An 18,624-nucleotide genomic window follows, 5' to 3' on the forward strand; every position below is an offset into this window, starting at 1 on the left:
GCATTTCCTACAGATACGACCCTCAGCGATAAATCCTCTTTCCTACAGAAGGTATCGATAGAACCGACTTGGTGTCATACATGATCAGCAGATAGGCTTCTTCTCACCAGTCAACGGCCCGAATGAAAAAACCTGTGGCGAGGGAGCTTGCTCCCGCTGGGTCGCGTAGCGGCCCCTCTTGAAAAAGCAGGGGACTGCTGCGCAGTCCAGCGGGAGCAAGCTCCCTCGCCACGGGGGTTAACTCGTAGGTTGATTGACCTGGCCACCGTCAAAGCCAAATGGCTTTCACGGTGCCCACCCCAGCGTTAAAACCGCGAAACACTCCGCATCGCATCCACCAGATAACGCATCGCAATCCGGTCCCCTTCTGAGAGCTCTCGATAACGCTCTACCAGTTTCAGCTCGTCGGAGCTGAGCCGGCGTCTTTTGCGGCCGCTGCCCAGGCAAGGAAAAATGCCCAGCATGTCGGTGATACCTTGGATTTTTGCCATGGACGATGTCCTTCTCTAATACTGCAAAGAATTGCTTAAACACCACATCGCCCTGCCCCTTACAGCAGCGCCGTGTGCCCTACCGGTCAGATGGGTCGCACCGGTCATGCCCATAGAATAGAAATTAATTCGGCGCTGAAAAGCTGTTTTTAGAGTAATTAGTCGAGAAAAGCAGATATGCCGTGTAAATCAGAAGGTCCTGTCAGACTTTTAACCGACATGTCTTGTTTCATTGACACACTGGAGCAGTGAATCAACGAATTTTGCAATGCGAGCGAACCGTTTAAGCTAGCCGGCATCTGTTTATAGTCCGTTGCGTTTGGCCGAAGGCTTGTCCGAACCGTTATTTCTGATCCAGCACGTGCCAGGAACGGCGCGGGATTGCACACGACAGGTTGTATTTATGCACCGCAGGAATTTGCTCAAAGCGTCCATGGCCATTGCGGCTTACACCGGTCTTTCGGCCACCGGCCTGCTGGCCACCCGTGCGTGGGCGGCCAATGGTGGCGCCGCCGATGGCGAGGCGCAGGCGTTTGACTTCGAAGCGCTGAAGCGCCAGGCCAAGCAACTGGCTGGCAGTGCCTATCAGGACACCAAGCAGGTGCTGCCGCCGACGCTGGCGACCATGACCCCGCAAAACTTCAACGCGATCCGCTACGACGGCGAGCATTCGCTGTGGAAGGAAAACAAGGGCCAACTGGACGTGCAGTTCTTCCACGTCGGCATGGGTTTCCGCCAGCCGGTGCGCATGTACAGCGTCGATCCCAAGACTCGTACCGCGCGTGAGGTGCATTTCCGTCCGGCGCTGTTCAACTATGAAAACACTTCGGTCGACACTCAACAGTTGAAAGGCGATTTGGGTTTTGCCGGCTTCAAGCTGTTCAAGGCGCCGGAACTCGATCGCCATGACGTGGTGTCGTTCCTCGGCGCCAGTTATTTCCGTGCAGTCGATGCGACTGGCCAATATGGCCTCTCCGCGCGTGGCCTGGCGATCGACACTTACGCCAAGAAGCGCGAAGAATTCCCTGACTTCACCAAGTTCTGGTTCGAGACCCCGGACAAGAACGCCACACGTTTTGTGGTCTACGCCCTGCTCGACTCGCCAAGCGCGACCGGCGCCTACCGCTTCGACATCGATTGCCAGGCCGAACGCGTGGTGATGGAGATCGACGCACACATCAATGCGCGCACCGCCATCGAGCAACTGGGCATCTCGCCGATGACCAGCATGTTCAGCTGCGGCAACCACGAACGGCGCATGTGCGACACCATTCATCCGCAAATCCACGACTCGGATCGCCTGGCCATGTGGCGCGGCAACGGCGAGTGGATCTGCCGTCCGCTGAACAACCCGGCGACCCTGCAGTTCAACGCCTTCGCCGATACTGATCCGAAAGGTTTCGGCCTGGTGCAGACCGACCATGAGTTCGCCAACTATCAGGACACCGTCGACTGGTACAGCAAGCGCCCGAGTCTGTGGGTCGAACCGACCACCGCGTGGGGCGAAGGCTCGATCGATCTGCTGGAAATTCCTACCACCGGCGAAACCCTCGACAACATCGTCGCGTTCTGGACACCGAAAAAACCGGTGGCTGCCGGCGATTCGCTGAACTACGGCTACAAGCTTTACTGGAGCGCGCTGCCACCGGTGAGCACGCCGTTGGCGCGGGTGCAGGCGACTCGTTCCGGCATGGGCGGTTTCGTTGAGGGCTGGGCACCGGGCGAGCATTACCCGCCAGTGTGGGCGCGTCGTTTTGCCGTGGACTTTACCGGTGGCGGTCTCGATCGTCTGCCGCAGGGCACCGGGATTGAGCCGGTGGTGACGTGCTCGAACGGCAAGGTGCAGGATTTCAGCGTGCTGGTGCTGGATGACATCAAGGGTTACCGGATTCTGTTCGACTGGTACCCGACCAGTGACAGTGTTGAGCCGGTGGAGCTGCGGTTGTTTATCCGCACCAACGATCGTACGTTGAGCGAGACGTGGTTGTACCAGTACTTCCCGCCGGCGCCGGATAAACGCAAATACCCTTGATGTTTCTCTAGCGTCTGGGCGGGCCTCTTCGCGAGCAGGCTCGCTCCCACAGTTGATCTCGGCCGATCACAAAAGTCATGACCGGCATGATCCAATGTGGGAGCGAGCCTGCTCGCGAAGGAGGCCCAGGCAAAACAACATTCAGCAGACAAAAAAACAAAGCCCCGGCCATCACTGACCGGGGCTTTTTGCTTTATCGCGACTGACTCAATCGCGCAAATCAGACTCATGAATCGGCTGATCCCGATGCGTCGCGCGCTGATACTGCGCCGGCCACACCGCTTTGCGCCCACCCAGATCATCATCGGCGTGCAGCGGCCAGTACGGATCACGCAGCAGCTCGCGAGCAAGGAAGATGATGTCGGCCTGACAGGTGCGCAGGATGTGCTCGGCCTGGGCCGGCTCGGTAATCATTCCGACAGTGCCGGTGGCGATGCCTGACTCCTTGCGTACCCGTTCGGCGAAGCGCGTCTGATAACCCGGCCCCACCGGAATCTCGGCGTTGGCTGCGGTGCCACCCGACGACACGTCGATCAGATCCGCGCCAAGGGTGTGCAGGCGGCGCGCCAGCTCGACGGTCTCATCCGGGTTCCAGCCATCCTCAACCCAATCTGTGGCCGACACGCGGACAAACAGCGGCAACTCCTCAGGCCAGACCGCCCGCACCGCTTCGGTCACTTGCAGCACCAGACGAATGCGGTTTTCAAACGAGCCCCCGTACTGATCGCGGCGCTGATTGCTCAGCGGCGAGAGAAACTGATGCAGCAGATAACCATGCGCCGCATGCACCTCAACCACACTGAATCCGGCCTTCAGCGCGCGTTTGGCGGCATCGACAAAGGCTTGGATGACGTCGGTAATCTGCCCTTCATCGAGCTGTTTCGGTTGCGTGTGTTGTGGGTCGAAGGCAATCGGCGACGGCCCGACCGGGGTCCAGCCGCCATCATCGGGTTTGACGCTGCCATGCTTGCCGATCCACGGCCGATGGGTGCTGGCCTTGCGCCCGGCATGGGCCAGTTGAATGCCGGCGACCGCGCCCTGAGACGTAATGAAGCGGGTGATGCGTTGCAGTGGTTCGATCTGTTCGTCGTTCCACAGGCCAAGGTCTTCGCCGGTGATCCGCCCGTCGGCGGTGACTGCCGTGGCTTCGGTGAAGACCAGACCGGCGCCACCCACGGCGCGGCTACCGAGGTGAACGAGGTGCCAGTCGTTGGCCAGGCCGTCGACACTGGAGTACTGGCACATCGGCGACACGGCGATGCGGTTGGGCAAGGTCAGTTGGCGAAGGGTGAAGGGTTCAAGCAGCAGACTCATGGGGCACCTCTCAAATCAGTGGGCAGGCTCCAGGGTTCTGTTTGAATAGTCGACGAGTGACAGGAAAAAGGTGCAGCACCCGCCCCCGCGGGCAAAAAATTCGACAAGACGTCACAAGGCCAATCAAGCAGTGCTTAGAGCCTAGTCGACAACCGGGGATGAGGGAGGGTTCAGAGTGATTCAGCGTGTGAAAGGACGCTTTCGCGAGCAGGTCGAATCGTCGCACCGTCGCTCCCACAGTGGAATGCATTCCAAATGTGGGAGCGAGCCTGCTCGCGAAGGACTTAACGCGGTTCGATATGAGCAATCATCAACTGAACAGTCTCATTACCCCGAAACTCGTTAACGTCAAGCTTATAAGCCAGCTCAACCCACTGAATCGTCGGATTCGGCCAGATATCCCGGTCAATACCAAACGCAATGCCATCGAGTTTCACCGAGCCGCATTCACTTTTCAGCACCACTTTCAGGTGCCGCTCGCCGACCACGCGCTGCTCGACCAACTGAAACACGCCATGGAACAACGGCTCCGGGAAGTGCTGCCCCCAAGGCCCGGCGTGGCGCAGCGCGCGGGCCAGTTCGAGGTGGAATTCTTCCACCGCCAGCGTGCCGTCCGAGAGCAAACGTCCGGTCAGGTCTTCCTCGCGAAGTTGCCTACGCACTTCAGCGTCGAATGCCTCGGCGAACAGCGGAAAATTCTCTTGCGGCAAGGTCAGACCGGCGGCCATCGCGTGGCCACCGTACTTGGCGATCAGGTTCGGATGCTGCGCCGCCACGACGCTCAGCGCGTCACGAATATGGAAGCCCTGCACCGAACGCCCCGAGCCTTTGAGCAGGCCATCACCGGCATCGGCGAAGGCGATGGTCGGGCGGAAATAACGCTCTTTCATGCGCGAAGCGAGAATACCGATCACGCCCTGGTGCCATTCCGGATCGAACAGGCACAGGCCAAACGGCATCGACTCCACCGGCAAGTCCTTGAGCTGCGCCAGCGCTTCACGCTGCATGCCCTGCTCGATGGATTTGCGGTCCTGGTTCATGCCGTCGAGTTGCGCGGCCATTTCCCGGGCCAGATTGGCGTCGGCAGTGAGCAGGCATTCGATGCCCAGACTCATGTCGTCCAGACGCCCGGCGGCGTTCAGGCGCGGGCCGACGATGAAACCGAGATCCGTAGAGGTAATACGTGCGGCATCACGCTTGGCCACTTCAAGAATCGCTTTGATCCCCGGCCGTGCGCGGCCGGCGCGAATGCGTTCAAGACCTTGATGCACCAGAATCCGGTTGTTGGCGTCCAGTGGCACCACGTCGGCAACGCTGCCCAGCGCCACCAGATCGAGCAGCTCGCCGATGTTCGGCTGCGGCTTGTTTTCGTACCAGCCGAGGCTGCGCAAGCGCGCGCGCAACGCCATTAACACATAGAAAATTACGCCGACGCCGGCCAGCGCCTTGCTTGGGAATTCGCAACCCGGCTGGTTCGGGTTGACCAGCGCATCGGCCTGCGGCAGTTCATCGCCGGGCAAGTGGTGGTCGGTGATCAGCACTTTGAGCCCAGCCTTTTTCGCCGCTGCCACGCCTTCGACACTGGAGATACCGTTGTCGACGGTCACCAGCAAATGCGGCTCGCGCGTCAAGGCAACTTCGACGATTTCCGGGGTCAGGCCGTAGCCGTATTCGAAACGGTTCGGCACCAGATAATCGACATGCGCCGCACCCAACAAACGCAAGCCAAGCATGCCGACGGTGCTGGCCGTTGCGCCGTCCGCATCAAAGTCGCCGACGATAAGGATGCGCTGGCGTTGTTCCAGCGCCGTCACCAACAGGTCCACCGCCGCGTCGATGCCCTTGAGTTGCCGGAACGGGATCAACCGCGCCAGGCTCTTGTCCAGCTCTGCCTCGGACTGCACGCCCCGCGCCGCGTACAGGCGGGTCAGCAGCGGTGGCAATTCACCCAGAAAGGGCAGCGTGGCGGGTAACGGACGAGATTCGATACGCATGGGGTGACGGAGACTTCTCTTTAATACGTGGGATTAATCAGTTGATGACGCGGGATCAGCCGCGCTCACCTTGCAGCCATTGCAACTGGACTTCGTGCTGACCACGGTCGTCGGTGACGAAGATCGTCCCTTCGCTGATCATCACGTCCCACTTGATCACGCGCGGCATGTCCTTGGCCAGGGTCTCCAGCACTTCTTGCGGGACGGCGGCGATATTGACGTTTTTCAGGTTCTTGATCGCCGGGATCACCTTGGTTTCCCACACGCGCAGGCTGCCGTAGGCGAGCAGGCTGGTGCGCTCGGTGCGACGCGAGCACCAGGTCAGGCGATCGGCATCCGGTTGACCAACTTCGATCCAGTGCAGAACACGATCGTCCAGGCTCTTTTCCCACAGCGCAGGTTCATCCACGTCTGACAGACCGCGACCAAACGACAACTGCTCGTTGTACCAGAGGGCGTAGGCCAGCAGTCGCACGGTCATGCGCTCTTCGGTCTCCGAAGGGTGACGGGCAATGGTCTGCTTGACGCTCTCGTAGACGCTGCGGTCGAGGTCGGTGAGGTTCAGTTCAAACTTGTAGGTGGTCGAAGGCTGGGCCATGAACGGGCTTCTTGATACGAGGAAAGTCGGCAAGTCTAACCGATGCTGTAGGCAATCTTCGAATTGATGGCGATCAACCTGCGGCGCCTGACAGCCGGCTATGTTAAAACGCTGTATCTGCTCAGCCTTGTCCTACAGGATTTCGCATGCCGTTCACCAGCAAACCGCTCTCGGGTCTGAAAGTCATTGAATTGGGTACGTTGATTGCCGGGCCGTTTGCCTCGCGCATTTGCGGCGAGTTCGGCGCCGAAGTGATCAAGATCGAATCGCCGGATGGCGGTGATCCGCTGCGCAAGTGGCGCAAGTTGTATGAAGGCACGTCGTTGTGGTGGTTCGTGCAGGCGCGCAACAAAAAGTCACTGACGCTGAACCTCAAACACCCCGACGGTTTGGCGATCCTCAAACAACTGCTCAGCGAAGCCGACATCCTCATTGAGAACTTCCGCCCCGGCGTGCTGGAAAAACTCGGCCTGAGCTGGGAAACCCTGCACGCACTGAATCCGAAACTGGTGATGGTGCGCCTGTCCGGTTTCGGCCAGACCGGGCCGATGAAGGATCAGCCGGGCTTCGGTGCGGTCGGCGAATCCATGGGCGGCCTGCGCTACATCACTGGTTTCGAAGACCGGCCACCGGTGCGCACCGGGATTTCCATCGGCGACTCGATTGCCGCGCTGTGGGGCGTGATTGGTGCGCTGATGGCGCTGCGGCATCGTGAGGTCAACGGTGGCACCGGCCAGGTCGTCGATGTGGCGTTGTACGAAGCGATTTTCGCGATGATGGAAAGCATGGTGCCGGAGTTCGATGTGTTCGGTTTCATTCGCGAACGCAGCGGCAACATCATGCCCGGCATCACGCCGTCGTCGATCCACACCAGCGCCGACGGCAGACACGTGCAGATTGGCGCCAATGGTGACGCGATCTTCAAGCGTTTCATGTTGATCATCGGCCGTGAAGACCTGGCCAATGACCCGACGCTGGCCAGCAACGACGGGCGCGACAACCGTCGTGACGAGTTGTATGGCGTGATCGATCGCTGGGTCAATTCGCTGCCGCTGCAATCCGTACTCGACCTGCTCAATCAGGCCGAGGTGCCGGCCAGCCGGATTTTCAGTGCCGAAGACATGTTCAACGACCCGCAGTACCTGGCGCGAGAAATGTTCCTCCACGCCAAGCTGCCGGACGGCAAGGACTTCAAGATGCCGGGCATCGTGCCGAAACTCTCTGATACACCCGGCACGTCCGAATGGGTCGGACCGCAGCTCGGTGAACACAACGCGCAGGTACTCCACGATCTTGGCTACGACGAGAAGCAGATCGCCCGACTGCGCGAAGACGGAGCCATTTAAGCTGAAGCGCGCGCAGACCTCACCGAACAACCGCGCCCTTCACTGGTGGACATGGCGGCTGTTCGGTCTGTTATTTCTGCTGGCCCTGTCCGCCGGGGCTCAGGCTAAACCGATGCTGATCTGGTTGCTGCGTGACCTGCCGCCGCTGACCATTTACGAAGGCCCGAAAAAGGGCCAGGGCGTGATCGATCAATTGATGCCGCTGCTGATCGCCGGCATGCCGCAGTACGAACACACGCTGATGCGGGTCAATCGCGCCCGCGGTCTGCAAATGCTGCATGAAAATCCTTTCGCCTGTGACCCCGCGCTGTTGTGGAACAAGCAACGTGCGCAATGGGTCGCCTATTCGATTCCGGCGATCCGCGCGGTGAGTAATGGTTTGGTGGTTCGACAGCAGGATCGCGCGGTGCTCAAACCCTATCTGGTGGACGGCGAAGTGGATCTGTCGGCGCTGCTCGCCGCCACCGACAGAAAAGTCGGCGTGGTTGCCGAACGCAGTTATGGCGAAGTCATCGACACTATTTTGCATGAGGCGCCCAGCGGCGCGCTGACAGCACATTACGGCAACGACGCGTTGACCAATCTGCTGTCGATGCAGCGCTTGGGTCGGTTGCAGGTGGTGCTGGGTTACTGGCCGGAAATCCGCTACCAGGCGAAACAGGCGCAGATCGCCGAAGATGAGCTGGAGTTTTATCCCATACAGGGCAACGGGAAATATATCTCCGGGTACGTGGCCTGTTCCGACACCACACAGGGACGGCAGGCGATCAGCGAGATCAATCAACTGCTGCGCACCCTGCCCCACGAGCATTTGAATCAGCTCTACGCGGCGTGGCTGGACCCCGAGCGCCAAGCCGATTATCTGCAACAGGCCCGCCTGTTTTTCGAACAGCAGGCCGCGCAGTAGGTAAACGCCGGACAAAAGAAACCCCGAGAAGTGGGGAGACGACTCGGGGTTAAACGTGGTCTACAAAGGACCCGTAGCAGCAAGCGACAAGCACCGGAGCACAATGCTTGATCCTGCTGTTATGGGGTCTGACTGACAGGGATGCAGGAAGGTTCCCACAAAAAATATTTCATCTTTACAGCGCGGCACGCTTATCCAGCGCCGCGTTGCGCAATGCCGCGATCACGCAGGGCTCCAGGCGTCCTTCGGCGATAAGAACGTCACGGTGCAGCCCGTCGACCACATCCGTCAGCAAGCGCTTGTCGCTCAATTGCGCCTGATTGAATTCGCGTTCCACCACAATCGCACCGTTGCTGTTTTTCAAGGTCACCCGGCATTCGCCACGGGCACCGCTTGCAGACAACGAAACCTGATACGGGCTCAGAGCCTCACCGAGCAATAGACTGATACTTTCCATCTCGATCTCCACTCAATAGTCCGAAAACATTGTGTCTGGGGCATGTTCACAGTAAATGACCACCGGCCCGAGAAGAAAGTTCTGCCTGCCGACTGCTCCATCCGTGGAAGCGTTACCGGTTGGTCAGAGCATGCACGGTGAAGATGACAGAAAAATAACCGTCCGCTTCAGGCCTCGGCAGCCGGCGCAGCAGCGATCAGGTAACCGTCGAGCAAACCTCGCATGAGCACCGCTGAGACCGGCGTTTGCAGGCATCCCAGCAGTCGCACCCGGTGCTCGCTGAGCAACGGATCGAGATCCGCCAGCACGCTTGAAGCGACCGCGCCCAGCAGGATCAACGCATGCGCTTCACGCTGCCGGGCCAGATGATGAATCAACGCCAGGCCATCGCCGCCCTTGAGTTGCGGATCGCAGATGGCGATATCGACCGCGCCGCGATGCCCCAGTGAACACAGGGCCGCTGCCAGCGACGGCGCCGTCAGCACGTCATAGATGCCAATGGCATTGAGCATTTGATGCAATGCCATCAGCTGGAAGGGGTTGGGTTCAAGAATCAGGACTTTTAGCGAGCGCATGAGCGACCTCTGGGGCGACGTTCGCGGACTCTCACCGCAGGTATCGCTCACTCTAGGACAGCCGTCTTAAGCCTCCCATCGGAAAAGTAGCCGTGTCTTATAGGACATTTCCCAAGTTCACTGCAGACATCGACAGCCGCTTTCGGTGCGACGCTGAGTGATGTCCGTCCAGCCACCGAGCAATCCGCGTAATTTGCCGTCGGCGCTGTAGAACGGCACCGTCCATTGGTAGACCTCGCGCGGGCCATTCTTGAACTGCAATTGCCGTTTGCTGAAGCGCGATTTGCGCGTGCGCAACTGCACCATGAACTCGTCGTGCAGCATCAAGGCCGTCGCCTCAGGCAAGGCGTCCACTTCGATCAACTGACGCCCCTGCACTTGATCCAGACGAATCGACAGCGCCTCTTCATAGCTGCGGTTGCACATGATCAGGCGCCCTTGCAGATCGCGGACAAACACCGGGTCAGGCATGGAATCAATCAGTGCATGTTGAAACGCCAGTTGATCGCCGAGATCCTTTTCCGCCTCGCGTCGCAACTTGATCACTGCCGCCAGTCGCCGGTTCCACACCAGCGACAGCAGCCCGAATACGCCCCAGCCGCCCATCAACCAGCAACCCCACTCGAGCAGCCGCTGGCCGATCGTAGGTACCGGTACCGGCGAAATACCCTCCAGCCATTTCAATCGAATCGCGCGCAATTCGGCGGCCGGAAAAGCCTCCAGGGCCTTGTTGAGAATACTCAGCAGCTGTGGCATGCCCTTGCGCACTGCCAGATGATCAGCCTCCCATTTGCCCTCCACCAGCCCCCCTACCCTGAGCAAACCCAAGGGGTAGAGTTGCGCACCGATTTCGTTTTCGATGGTGGCGTAGGCTTCGCCGCTCTCGACCAGGGCCCGGGCCTCGGCGTAAGTCTTGACCGAACGCACTTCGATCAGGGGGAAGTCGCGCCGGATCACGTCTTCCAGGGCGTGCCGGGCCGGCAGCACAACCACACGCCCACTCAACTGCTCGAAAGACTCCACGCTCGGTGCTCCGGCGCGACCGACAAACACCCAGCCAGCCCCACCGAACGCGTGGCTGAAATCCAGGAACACCTTGCGTTCATCGCTCATCGCCAGCGTCGTGCTGATGTCCGCCGCCCCGCTCTCCAGACGCTCGAGCATATGGTCGGTGGAAAACGATTCCTGATGCTCAAACTGCAGCCCGGTCATCGCACTGACGCGCTTGAGCACATCATTGTTCAAACCGCTCCATTGCCCGTGTTCATCCTGAAACAGATATAACGGGTATTGCACCGACGCCACCGTCACCTTGGGGTTCTCGCGAATCCATTGACGCTCATCGGCATCGAGTGCAACAGGTTGCACACTGAACGCGTCGATATCCTCATGCAGCGCCAATTGCGCCGCCACGCTGCAACGCATCACTCCCAGCATGCCCAACAAAAACAACCCGCCCAGTGCCGGTCTCAAACCTCTATAAAACAGCATTGCCACTTCCTTCGTGATCGACTCACCCGTCCTTCATGGGTGAAAACCCGAGCAGTGTGGCAGCAGAAACAAAAAAGCCCGTCAGGAGACGGGCTTCAAAATGTGACAGCTTTTGCAGGCTTAAAGCGGCTTGCCGCGGTTGCCATGCTGGCTGACAAAGGCTTGCACGGCTTTCAGCTCATTTGGCAGAACGGTGCAGCGCTCGTTTCGTTCAAACAAATCAGAAAGATGTGTAGGTAGTTCGAGCGCTTTTCCTACACCGGCTTTCTCTACAGCCTCTGGGAATTTCACCGGGTGAGCGGTGCCCAGAATGACCATTGGGATGTCCAGGCTGCGCCGGCATTCGCGCGCAGCCTTGACGCCGATGGCGGTGTGCGGATCCAGCACTTCGCCGGTCTGCTCGTACACTTGCGCAATCGTTTCGCAGGTTTGTGCGTCATCCACGGCCAGCGAGTCGAACAGCTTGCGTGCTTCGGTCCAACGCTCTTGCTCGACGCTGAAACCGCCACCTTGCTTGAACGAATCCATCAGGCCGGCGATCGCTGCGCCGTTGCGACCGTGCAGGTCGAACAGCAGGCGTTCGAAGTTCGACGAGACCATGATGTCCATCGACGGCGACAGCGTGGCGTGCAGGGTGTCCTTGACGTACTGATTGCCGCTCATGAAGCGGTGCAGGATGTCGTTGCGGTTGGTGGCGACGATCAACTGGTTGATCGGCAGGCCCATGTTACGCGCCAGGTAACCGGCGAAGATGTCGCCGAAGTTGCCGGTCGGCACCGAGAACGACACCGAACGCGCCGGGCCGCCCAACTGCAGGGCTGCGTGGAAGTAGTAGACGATCTGGGCCATGATCCGCGCCCAGTTGATCGAGTTCACCGCGACCAGACGCGTGCCTTTGAGGAAGCTCTGATCGGCGAAGCTGGCCTTGACCATTTCCTGGCAGTCATCGAAGTTGCCTTCGATGGCGATGTTGTGGATGTTCTCGCCGAAGATCGTCGTCATCTGGCGCCGCTGCACTTCAGACACACGGTTGTGCGGGTGCAGGATGAAGATGTCGACGTTTTCGCAGTGCTTGCAGCCTTCGATGGCGGCCGAACCGGTGTCACCGGAAGTAGCGCCAACGATTACGACGCGCTCGCCGCGTTTTTCCAGCACGTAGTCGAGCAGACGACCGAGCAGTTGCAGGGCGAAGTCCTTGAACGCCAGGGTCGGGCCGTGGAACAGCTCGAGCACCCATTCGTTGCCGTTCAGCTGACGCAGCGGCGCCACGGCGCTGTGCGAGAACACGCCGTAGGTTTCTTCGAGAATCTTTTTGAAATCGGCATCCGGAATACTGCCGGTGACGAACGGGCGCATGACGCGGAAAGCCAGCTCGTGATACGGCAGGCCGGCCCAGGAAGCGATTTCTTCCTGGGTGAAACGTGGCAGGTTTTCCGGAACGTACAGACCGCCGTCGGTCGCCAGACCAGCCAGAAGGACGTCTTCGAAATTCAGGGCCGGTGCCTGGCCGCGGGTACTGATGTAACGCATGACTGACTCCAATGGAGAGTGTTCACAACAACGGCCCCGTTCACGCGGCCGGTGCAGGACAACGACTTAGTTCAGGTGCTCGACGCGGATCCGTACCACCGGACCGTTGACGCCGGCCAGCGCTTCGAGGGCGGCGATGGCGTCGTTGATGCGCTGCTCGACCACGCGGTGGGTCAGCAGGATCATCGGCACCAGACCGTCGTGTTCCTCGACTTCCTTCTGCATGATCGACTCGATGTTGATGCCGCGCTCCGAGAGGATGCTCGCCACCTGAGCCAATACGCCCGGATGGTCCTTGGCCTGAATGCGCAGGTAGTACGCGCTTTCGCAGGCTTCGATCGGCAGGATCGGATGGGCCGACAGCGAGTCCGGCTGGAAGGCCAGGTGCGGCACACGGTTTTCCGGATCGGAAGTCATCGCACGAACCACGTCGACCAGGTCGGCGATCACCGACGAAGCGGTTGGCTCCATGCCAGCGCCAGCGCCATAGAACAGCGTCGAACCGGCGGCGTCACCGTTGACCATCACCGCGTTCATCACGCCGTTGACGTTGGCGATCAGGCGATCGGCCGGGATCAGCGTCGGGTGCACGCGCAACTCGATACCGGCGGCAGTGCTGCGCGCCACGCCGAGGTGCTTGATGCGGTAGCCCAGCGCTTCGGCGTAGTTGACGTCAGCGGTGGTCAGCTTGGTGATGCCTTCGGTGTAAGCCTTGTCGAATTGCAGCGGAATGCCGAACGCGATAGAGGCCAGAATCGTCAACTTGTGCGCGGCGTCGATGCCTTCAACGTCGAAGGTCGGATCGGCTTCGGCGTAACCCAGTGCCTGAGCTTCGGCCAGCACGTCTTCGAAGGTACGGCCCTTCTCGCGCATTTCGGTGAGGATGAAGTTGCCGGTGCCGTTGATGATCCCGGCGACCCAGTTGATGCGGTTGGCGGACAGACCTTCACGGATCGCCTTGATCACCGGAATGCCACCGGCCACAGCCGCTTCGAACGCGACGATCACGCCTTTCTCGCGAGCCTTGGCGAAAATTTCATTACCGTGAACGGCAATCAGAGCCTTGTTCGCGGTGACCACATGCTTGCCATTCTCGATGGCCTTGAGTACCAGCTCGCGGGCAACGGTGTAGCCGCCCATCAGCTCTATGACGATGTCGATCTCAGGGTTCGTGGCCACTTCGAAGACATCGTTGGTAATCGCAATACCGGTCGTCTGGAACTGAGGCTTTGGCGTGCGCATGGCAATTTGTGCCACTTCGATTCCACGCCCGGCACGACGAGCAATTTCCTCGGCGTTGCGCTGAAGTACGTTGAAGGTACCGCCACCGACGGTCCCTAACCCACAGATGCCTACTTTGACCGGATTCACTGTGAACTCCCCATAAAACGGCCGACACGGAGTCGGCCGGAAAACAACCGCGTGCTCGCGGCTCTCTATTAATGGCCCGGCGATGTGGCTGCCAGGCCATGATCGTCAGCGGCTGACCGCGACGATGCGAATTACTTCGCGCCCAGCGCCAGTTTGGCGACTTGTGGCGCAGGCTGGTAGCCCGGAATGACTTGTCCGTCGGCCAAAACGATGGCCGGTGTACCGTTCACGCCAATCGACTGACCCAGAGCGAACTGTTTGGAAACCGGGTTCTCGCACTTGGCGGCCTTGATTTCCTTGCCATCGACCATTTTGTCCATGGCGGCTTTCTTGTCTTTCGAGCACCACACGGCTTGCAGTTGCTCGTCGCCCGGCGAGCCGAGGCCCTGGCGCGGGAACGCAACGTAGCGCACTTCGATGCCGCGCTTGTTCAGCTCAGGCACTTCGGCGTGCAGCTTGTGGCAATACGGGCAGGTGGTGTCGGTGAACACGGTGATGTGTGATTTGGTCTCGCCCACAGCGGGGTAAACCACGGTTTCGGCGACCGGGATGGCGTTGACCAGTTTGGAGATGCCCAGGCGTTCGGTCTTCTCGGTCAGGTTGACCGGTTTGCCGTCCTTGAGCTGGAACAGGTAACCCTGAACGATGTACTGGCCATCGGCGCTGGCGTAGAGCACGCGGCTGCCTTTGAGCTTGACTTCGTACATGCCCGGCAACGGGCTGGCGCTGATGCTTTCTACCGGAACCTCGAGTTCGAGTTTTTCCAGGCTTTGACGAATGGCTTTGTCGGCCGCGTCATCGGCGACGGCAAAGGTACTGACCAACGCAATGGCTGCGGCGGCGAAAATCTGGGTCAGACGCATGAGAACTCCTGAAGGCGGACAAATGGAACGATCAGAACGCCCGTGCCGGAACACCGGGTCATAACCGTCCATCGTGCAAACCGGCAAAGCCTAACACATAAGGCCACGGTGGCCGAATGCACCTGTCGCCACACGTTCAGGACTGCACAGATCCTTGCGGGAGCGAGCCTGCTCGCGAAAGCGGTGTGTCAGCTAAATGAACGCTGACTGACACTCCCTCTTCGCGAGCAGGCTCGCTCCCACAGGGGTTTTGTTCAGCCGCGCGGGTGGTGTTTGGCGTGCAGATCCTGCAATCGGGCGCGAGCGACGTGGGTGTAGATTTGCGTGGTGGACAGGTCACTGTGGCCGAGCAGCATCTGCACCACGCGCAAATCCGCGCCGTGGTTGAGCAAGTGCGTGGCAAACGCATGGCGCAAGGTGTGCGGCGACAGCGACTTGCCGATCCCGGCGACCTTGGCTTGATGCTTGATGCGGTGCCAGAAGGTCTGGCGAGTCATCTGCTCGCCGCGTTGGCTGGGGAACAGCACATCACTGGGACGACCACCGAGCAGTTCGCCGCGACCGTCACGCATATAGCGCTCGATCCAGACAATCGCCTCCTCGCCCATCGGCACCAGCCGCTCCTTGCTGCCCTTGCCCATCACCCGCAACACACCTTGACGCAAGTTGACCTGCTCCAGCGTCAGGCTGACCAGTTCCGTCACGCGCAAACCGCAGGCATACAACACTTCAAGCATGGCGCGATCACGCTGGCCGATGGCCTCGCTCAAGTCCGGCGCTTTGAGTAACGCTTCAACGTCGGCTTCCGACAAGGACTTGGGCAACGGCCTGCCCAATTGCGGCATGTCGACGCGCAATGTCGGATCGACGCTGATCATTTTTTCCCGCAGCAAATAGCGATAAAAGCCACGCACACCGGAGAGAAATCTCGCCGTGGAGCGCGGTTTGTAGTTTTGCTCCAGACGCCAGGCCAAATGATCGAGGATCAGTTCGCGACCGGCGTTGATCAGCTCCAGGTTTTTCTCCTGCAACCAGCCATTGAACAACGCCAGATCGCTGCGATAGGCGCCGCGGGTATTGTCGGAAAGGCCCTTCTCCAGCCATAAAGCGTCGAGGAATTGGTCAATCAGCGGATGGTCGATGGCAGGCATGGGCGCTCAAGACACGCGACCTTGAGGCCGACGCGCAAATGTAGAGTGAACTGTAGGAATGGGCGCTAGTCTTTCATAGCCCGCTATTTCAAGGAACAGGGAGCATCAATGAACGAGCAGCAAATTCTTTTGGCATTTGGCGGGATTGGCGCGGCGGCGCTGGGGTGCCAATGGCTGGCCTGGCGCCTGAAGCTGCCGGCGATTCTGTTTCTGTTGCTGACCGGTATCCTGGTCGGCCCGGTGCTGGGCTGGCTCGATCCACAGGAAATGTTCGGGCCGCTGCTGATGCCGCTGGTGTCGCTGGCGGTGGCGTTAATTCTGTTCGAGGGCAGCCTGACATTGCACCTGTCGGAATGGAAGGAGATCGGCAGCGTCGTCCATCGTCTGGTGACCCTTGGCGCGATCTCGACCTGGATCGTCATTGCGGTCGCCACACACTTCCTGCTCGGCTTCGACTGGTTGCTGGCGATTCTGTTCGGCAGCCTGACGCTGGTCACCGGCCCAACAGTGATTGTGCCGATGCTGCGCGTGGTGCGGCCGAAAGCTTCGATTGCCAACATCCTGCGCTGGGAAGGCATCGTTATCGACCCGATTGGCGCACTGCTCGCCGTGGTGGTTTATAGCTTCATTATTGCCAGCGCTGAAGGCCATGGCCTCAAGCAGAGCCTGCTGACGTTCGGCGGCGTGATTCTCTGCGGCGCGGTCTTTGGCATTGTCGGCGGCTGGCTGCTCGGCACGGTGATCCGCCGGCAGTGGCTGCCGGAGTATCTGCATAACCTCGCTTCGCTGGCGGCGGTGCTGGGGATTTTCATTGCCGCCAACGAAGTGATGCACGAGTCCGGGCTGCTGGCGGTGACGCTGATGGGCATGTGGCTGGCGAACATGAAGGGCGTGGATGTGCGGCACATCCTGCACTTCAAGGAAAACCTCAGCGTGCTGCTGATTTCCGGATTGTTCATTTTGTTGGCGGCACGTTTGGACTTGTATGCCTTGATCGGACTGGGCCCGTTGGTGCTGATTCTGCTGCTGGTGATTCAACTGATCGCGCGGCCGTTGAACGTGTTGCTCAGTACAGCCGGCTCCAGCCTGAGCTGGCGTGAGCGGGCGCTGCTGTGCTGGATTGCACCACGCGGGATTGTCGCGGCGGCGGTGTCGGCGATTTTTGCGATTCGTTTGCATGAAGCCGGGCATGAGGGGGCGTTGCTGCTGGTGCCGCTGACCTTTGCGGTGATCATCGGCACGGTGGTCCTGCAAAGTGCCACGGCACGGCCGTTGGCGCGACTGTTGAAAGTCGCAGAACCGGCGCCAAGTGGATTCCTGATCGTCGGCGCAAACGGGCCGGCGCGGGAGCTGGGCAAATCGCTGCAGCAATTGGGCAGCCGCGTGCTGCTGACCGATTCGAGCTGGGAAAACATTCGTGCGGCGCGCATGGAAGGTTTGCCAACGTACTTTGGCAACCCGGCCTCACAGCATGCCGATGCGCATCTGGATCTGGTCGGGCTCGGGCATTTGCTGGCGCTGTCGCCATCGGGTGAACTCAATACCTTGGCGGCGATGCGCTTTCGCCATGACTTCGGCCATCAGCGCTTGTTTGGCCTGGCCAGTGGTCATGAAAGCCGTCGCAGTGACAAGCACCGGGCGAGCCTGGAGCATCGTGGCAATCAGTTGGGTAGCGAGGCGTTCACCTATGCGAAGCTGGCCAGTCAGATGGGCCAGGGTGCGGAGTTGTACAGCACAACGTTAACGGACGGGTTTGGCTGGGAGGACTACCGGGCGTTGCATGGTAATCGTGCGACGTTGCTGTTCATGCGTGATGACAGTGGCTGGGTGCATGTGGTGACGCCGGAAGCGACGGTGAAGCCTGGTGCAGGATGGACGTTGTTGGCATTGATTCAGCCTGAGGCCAGCGGCGCCTGACCTTATGCCTTCGCGAGCAGGCTCGCTCCCACAGTGGTCGGGGTGAACACAACATTTGTGTCCGGCACAGAACCTGTGGGAGCGAGCTTGCTCGCGAACGGCTCGACTCGGATCTGGATCAGGCCGCAAAGCCTGGCAGCACCGGCACCGGCCGTTTGTCATCATCAATGGCCACGAAGCTGAACTGCCCATGAATCGCCTTCTCGCGACCATCACAGCTCATGCTCTCGACAAACACTTCCACCTCGACCTTGAGGCTGGTGTTGCCGACCTTGATCACCTTCCCTACCAGCTCAACGATGGAACCGGCCGGGATCGCGTGGTTGAAGTCGATGCGATCAGTAGACACGGTCACCAGCGGCAAGCGGCAGAATCGCGTAGCGGTGATGAACGACACTTCGTCCATCCATGCCAGCGCAGTGCCGCCGAACAGAGTGTTGTGGTGGTTGGTGGTCGGCGGGAAGACAGCTTTGGTTACGCGGGTCACCGAGAGTTCGGTGCGGCGTTCGATTTCCTGGTCGCGGGTGGTCATGGTTCTGGCCTGAAACGAAAGTACGGTGAATAAATTGCAGGCAACAAAAAAGCAG

Annotated in this window: 16 protein-coding genes; 4 read left to right on the forward strand and 12 right to left on the reverse strand. The window is 59.9% G+C overall.

Going from position 1 to position 18,624, the window contains the following annotated elements; genetic code table 11:
• Window positions 1-305: 305 nt before the first annotated feature.
• The gene (locus A8O26_RS26370) at window positions 306-491 is read right to left on the reverse strand and encodes a hypothetical protein (RefSeq protein ID WP_016986386.1); all 186 of its coding nucleotides are present in this window, start codon (window positions 489-491) and stop codon (window positions 306-308) included.
• A 403-nt stretch (window positions 492-894) separates the two neighbouring features.
• On the opposite strand from A8O26_RS26370, the gene A8O26_RS26375 reads away from it, so the two are divergent.
• Window positions 895-2,523, forward strand: a complete 1,629-nt coding sequence (locus A8O26_RS26375; protein ID WP_064120576.1) for a glucan biosynthesis protein D — start codon at window positions 895-897, stop codon at window positions 2,521-2,523.
• A 207-nt stretch (window positions 2,524-2,730) separates the two neighbouring features.
• Here A8O26_RS26375 and A8O26_RS26380 read toward each other — a convergent pair whose 3' ends face one another.
• The 3 genes from A8O26_RS26380 to A8O26_RS26390 all read right to left on the reverse strand — a co-directional run bounded on the left by A8O26_RS26380 (window position 2,731) and on the right by A8O26_RS26390 (window position 6,429).
• Window positions 2,731-3,837, reverse strand: a complete 1,107-nt coding sequence (locus tag A8O26_RS26380; RefSeq protein ID WP_064120577.1) for an NADH:flavin oxidoreductase/NADH oxidase — start codon at window positions 3,835-3,837, stop codon at window positions 2,731-2,733.
• A 284-nt stretch (window positions 3,838-4,121) separates the two neighbouring features.
• Window positions 4,122-5,831, reverse strand: a complete 1,710-nt coding sequence (gene recJ / locus A8O26_RS26385; RefSeq protein ID WP_064120578.1) for a single-stranded-DNA-specific exonuclease RecJ — start codon at window positions 5,829-5,831, stop codon at window positions 4,122-4,124.
• Between the two features lie 55 nt (window positions 5,832-5,886).
• On the reverse strand, window positions 5,887-6,429 hold the full coding sequence (locus A8O26_RS26390) for a YaeQ family protein (protein WP_007908961.1): 543 nt from the start codon (window positions 6,427-6,429) through the stop codon (window positions 5,887-5,889).
• Between the two features lie 146 nt (window positions 6,430-6,575).
• Between A8O26_RS26390 and A8O26_RS26395 the strand changes: the two genes are divergently transcribed.
• Together A8O26_RS26395 and A8O26_RS26400 are read left to right on the forward strand one after the other, a co-directional pair.
• Window positions 6,576-7,775 (forward strand): CaiB/BaiF CoA transferase family protein, encoded by a 1,200-nt coding sequence (locus tag A8O26_RS26395; protein ID WP_064120579.1) that lies wholly within the window; start codon window positions 6,576-6,578, stop codon window positions 7,773-7,775.
• A complete protein-coding gene (locus tag A8O26_RS26400; RefSeq protein WP_064120580.1) occupies window positions 7,723-8,682 on the forward strand; it encodes a TIGR02285 family protein in 960 nt (319 codons plus the stop codon). The genes A8O26_RS26395 and A8O26_RS26400 overlap by 53 nt, the downstream gene beginning before the upstream one ends.
• 175 nt (window positions 8,683-8,857) lie before the next feature.
• Here A8O26_RS26400 and A8O26_RS26405 read toward each other — a convergent pair whose 3' ends face one another.
• The 7 genes from A8O26_RS26405 to xerD all read right to left on the reverse strand — a co-directional run bounded on the left by A8O26_RS26405 (window position 8,858) and on the right by xerD (window position 16,120).
• Window positions 8,858-9,139, reverse strand: a complete 282-nt coding sequence (locus A8O26_RS26405; RefSeq protein WP_064120581.1) for a DUF3509 domain-containing protein — start codon at window positions 9,137-9,139, stop codon at window positions 8,858-8,860.
• 167 nt (window positions 9,140-9,306) lie between these two features.
• Window positions 9,307-9,714 (reverse strand): response regulator, encoded by a 408-nt coding sequence (locus A8O26_RS26410; RefSeq protein WP_064120582.1) that lies wholly within the window; start codon window positions 9,712-9,714, stop codon window positions 9,307-9,309.
• A gap of 117 nt (window positions 9,715-9,831) precedes the next feature.
• Window positions 9,832-11,205, reverse strand: a complete 1,374-nt coding sequence (locus A8O26_RS26415; RefSeq protein ID WP_064120583.1) for a transporter substrate-binding domain-containing protein — start codon at window positions 11,203-11,205, stop codon at window positions 9,832-9,834.
• A gap of 120 nt (window positions 11,206-11,325) precedes the next feature.
• Window positions 11,326-12,735: a threonine synthase gene (gene thrC, locus A8O26_RS26420; RefSeq protein WP_064120584.1), complete on the reverse strand. Its 1,410-nt coding sequence runs from the start codon at window positions 12,733-12,735 to the stop codon at window positions 11,326-11,328.
• A 66-nt stretch (window positions 12,736-12,801) separates the two neighbouring features.
• Complete coding sequence (locus A8O26_RS26425; RefSeq protein WP_007908972.1) at window positions 12,802-14,106, reverse strand: homoserine dehydrogenase; 1,305 nt, start codon at window positions 14,104-14,106, stop codon at window positions 12,802-12,804.
• A 131-nt stretch (window positions 14,107-14,237) separates the two neighbouring features.
• Entirely contained in the window at window positions 14,238-14,969 is a 732-nt protein-coding gene (gene dsbC / locus A8O26_RS26430) for a bifunctional protein-disulfide isomerase/oxidoreductase DsbC (RefSeq protein WP_064120585.1), read from the reverse strand.
• 254 nt (window positions 14,970-15,223) lie between these two features.
• Window positions 15,224-16,120, reverse strand: a complete 897-nt coding sequence (gene xerD, locus A8O26_RS26435; RefSeq protein ID WP_064120586.1) for a site-specific tyrosine recombinase XerD — start codon at window positions 16,118-16,120, stop codon at window positions 15,224-15,226.
• A gap of 108 nt (window positions 16,121-16,228) precedes the next feature.
• Here xerD and A8O26_RS26440 point away from each other — a divergent pair, with 108 nt between their 5' ends.
• Entirely contained in the window at window positions 16,229-18,037 is a 1,809-nt protein-coding gene (locus tag A8O26_RS26440) for a cation:proton antiporter (RefSeq protein ID WP_064120587.1), read from the forward strand.
• A gap of 118 nt (window positions 18,038-18,155) precedes the next feature.
• On the opposite strand, the gene A8O26_RS26445 is transcribed toward A8O26_RS26440, so the two are convergent.
• Window positions 18,156-18,569 (reverse strand): acyl-CoA thioesterase, encoded by a 414-nt coding sequence (locus tag A8O26_RS26445; RefSeq protein WP_038357747.1) that lies wholly within the window; start codon window positions 18,567-18,569, stop codon window positions 18,156-18,158.
• Between the last annotated feature and the right edge of the window lie 55 nt (window positions 18,570-18,624).

The organism is Pseudomonas fluorescens, assembly GCF_001648775.1.
Lineage (GTDB): Bacteria > Pseudomonadota > Gammaproteobacteria > Pseudomonadales > Pseudomonadaceae > Aquipseudomonas > Aquipseudomonas fluorescens_M.

What these genes read in the sequence shown, in the direction of transcription:
- A8O26_RS26390 (WP_007908961.1), bottom strand. Translation starts at nt 6,429, where the DNA reads ATGGCCCAGCCTTCGACCACCTACAAGTTTGAACTGAACCTCACCGAC.
- recJ (WP_064120578.1), bottom strand. Translation starts at nt 5,831, where the DNA reads ATGCGTATCGAATCTCGTCCGTTACCCGCCACGCTGCCCTTTCTGGGT.
- A8O26_RS26380 (WP_064120577.1), bottom strand. Translation starts at nt 3,837, where the DNA reads ATGAGTCTGCTGCTTGAACCCTTCACCCTTCGCCAACTGACCTTGCCC.
- A8O26_RS26375 (WP_064120576.1), top strand. Translation starts at nt 895, where the DNA reads ATGCACCGCAGGAATTTGCTCAAAGCGTCCATGGCCATTGCGGCTTAC.
- A8O26_RS26445 (WP_038357747.1), bottom strand. Translation starts at nt 18,569, where the DNA reads ATGACCACCCGCGACCAGGAAATCGAACGCCGCACCGAACTCTCGGTG.
- thrC (WP_064120584.1), bottom strand. Translation starts at nt 12,735, where the DNA reads ATGCGTTACATCAGTACCCGCGGCCAGGCACCGGCCCTGAATTTCGAA.
- xerD (WP_064120586.1), bottom strand. Translation starts at nt 16,120, where the DNA reads ATGCCTGCCATCGACCATCCGCTGATTGACCAATTCCTCGACGCTTTA.
- dsbC (WP_064120585.1), bottom strand. Translation starts at nt 14,969, where the DNA reads ATGCGTCTGACCCAGATTTTCGCCGCCGCAGCCATTGCGTTGGTCAGT.
- A8O26_RS26405 (WP_064120581.1), bottom strand. Translation starts at nt 9,139, where the DNA reads ATGGAAAGTATCAGTCTATTGCTCGGTGAGGCTCTGAGCCCGTATCAG.
- A8O26_RS26410 (WP_064120582.1), bottom strand. Translation starts at nt 9,714, where the DNA reads ATGCGCTCGCTAAAAGTCCTGATTCTTGAACCCAACCCCTTCCAGCTG.
- A8O26_RS26440 (WP_064120587.1), top strand. Translation starts at nt 16,229, where the DNA reads ATGAACGAGCAGCAAATTCTTTTGGCATTTGGCGGGATTGGCGCGGCG.
- A8O26_RS26415 (WP_064120583.1), bottom strand. Translation starts at nt 11,205, where the DNA reads ATGCTGTTTTATAGAGGTTTGAGACCGGCACTGGGCGGGTTGTTTTTG.
- A8O26_RS26370 (WP_016986386.1), bottom strand. Translation starts at nt 491, where the DNA reads ATGGCAAAAATCCAAGGTATCACCGACATGCTGGGCATTTTTCCTTGC.
- A8O26_RS26395 (WP_064120579.1), top strand. Translation starts at nt 6,576, where the DNA reads ATGCCGTTCACCAGCAAACCGCTCTCGGGTCTGAAAGTCATTGAATTG.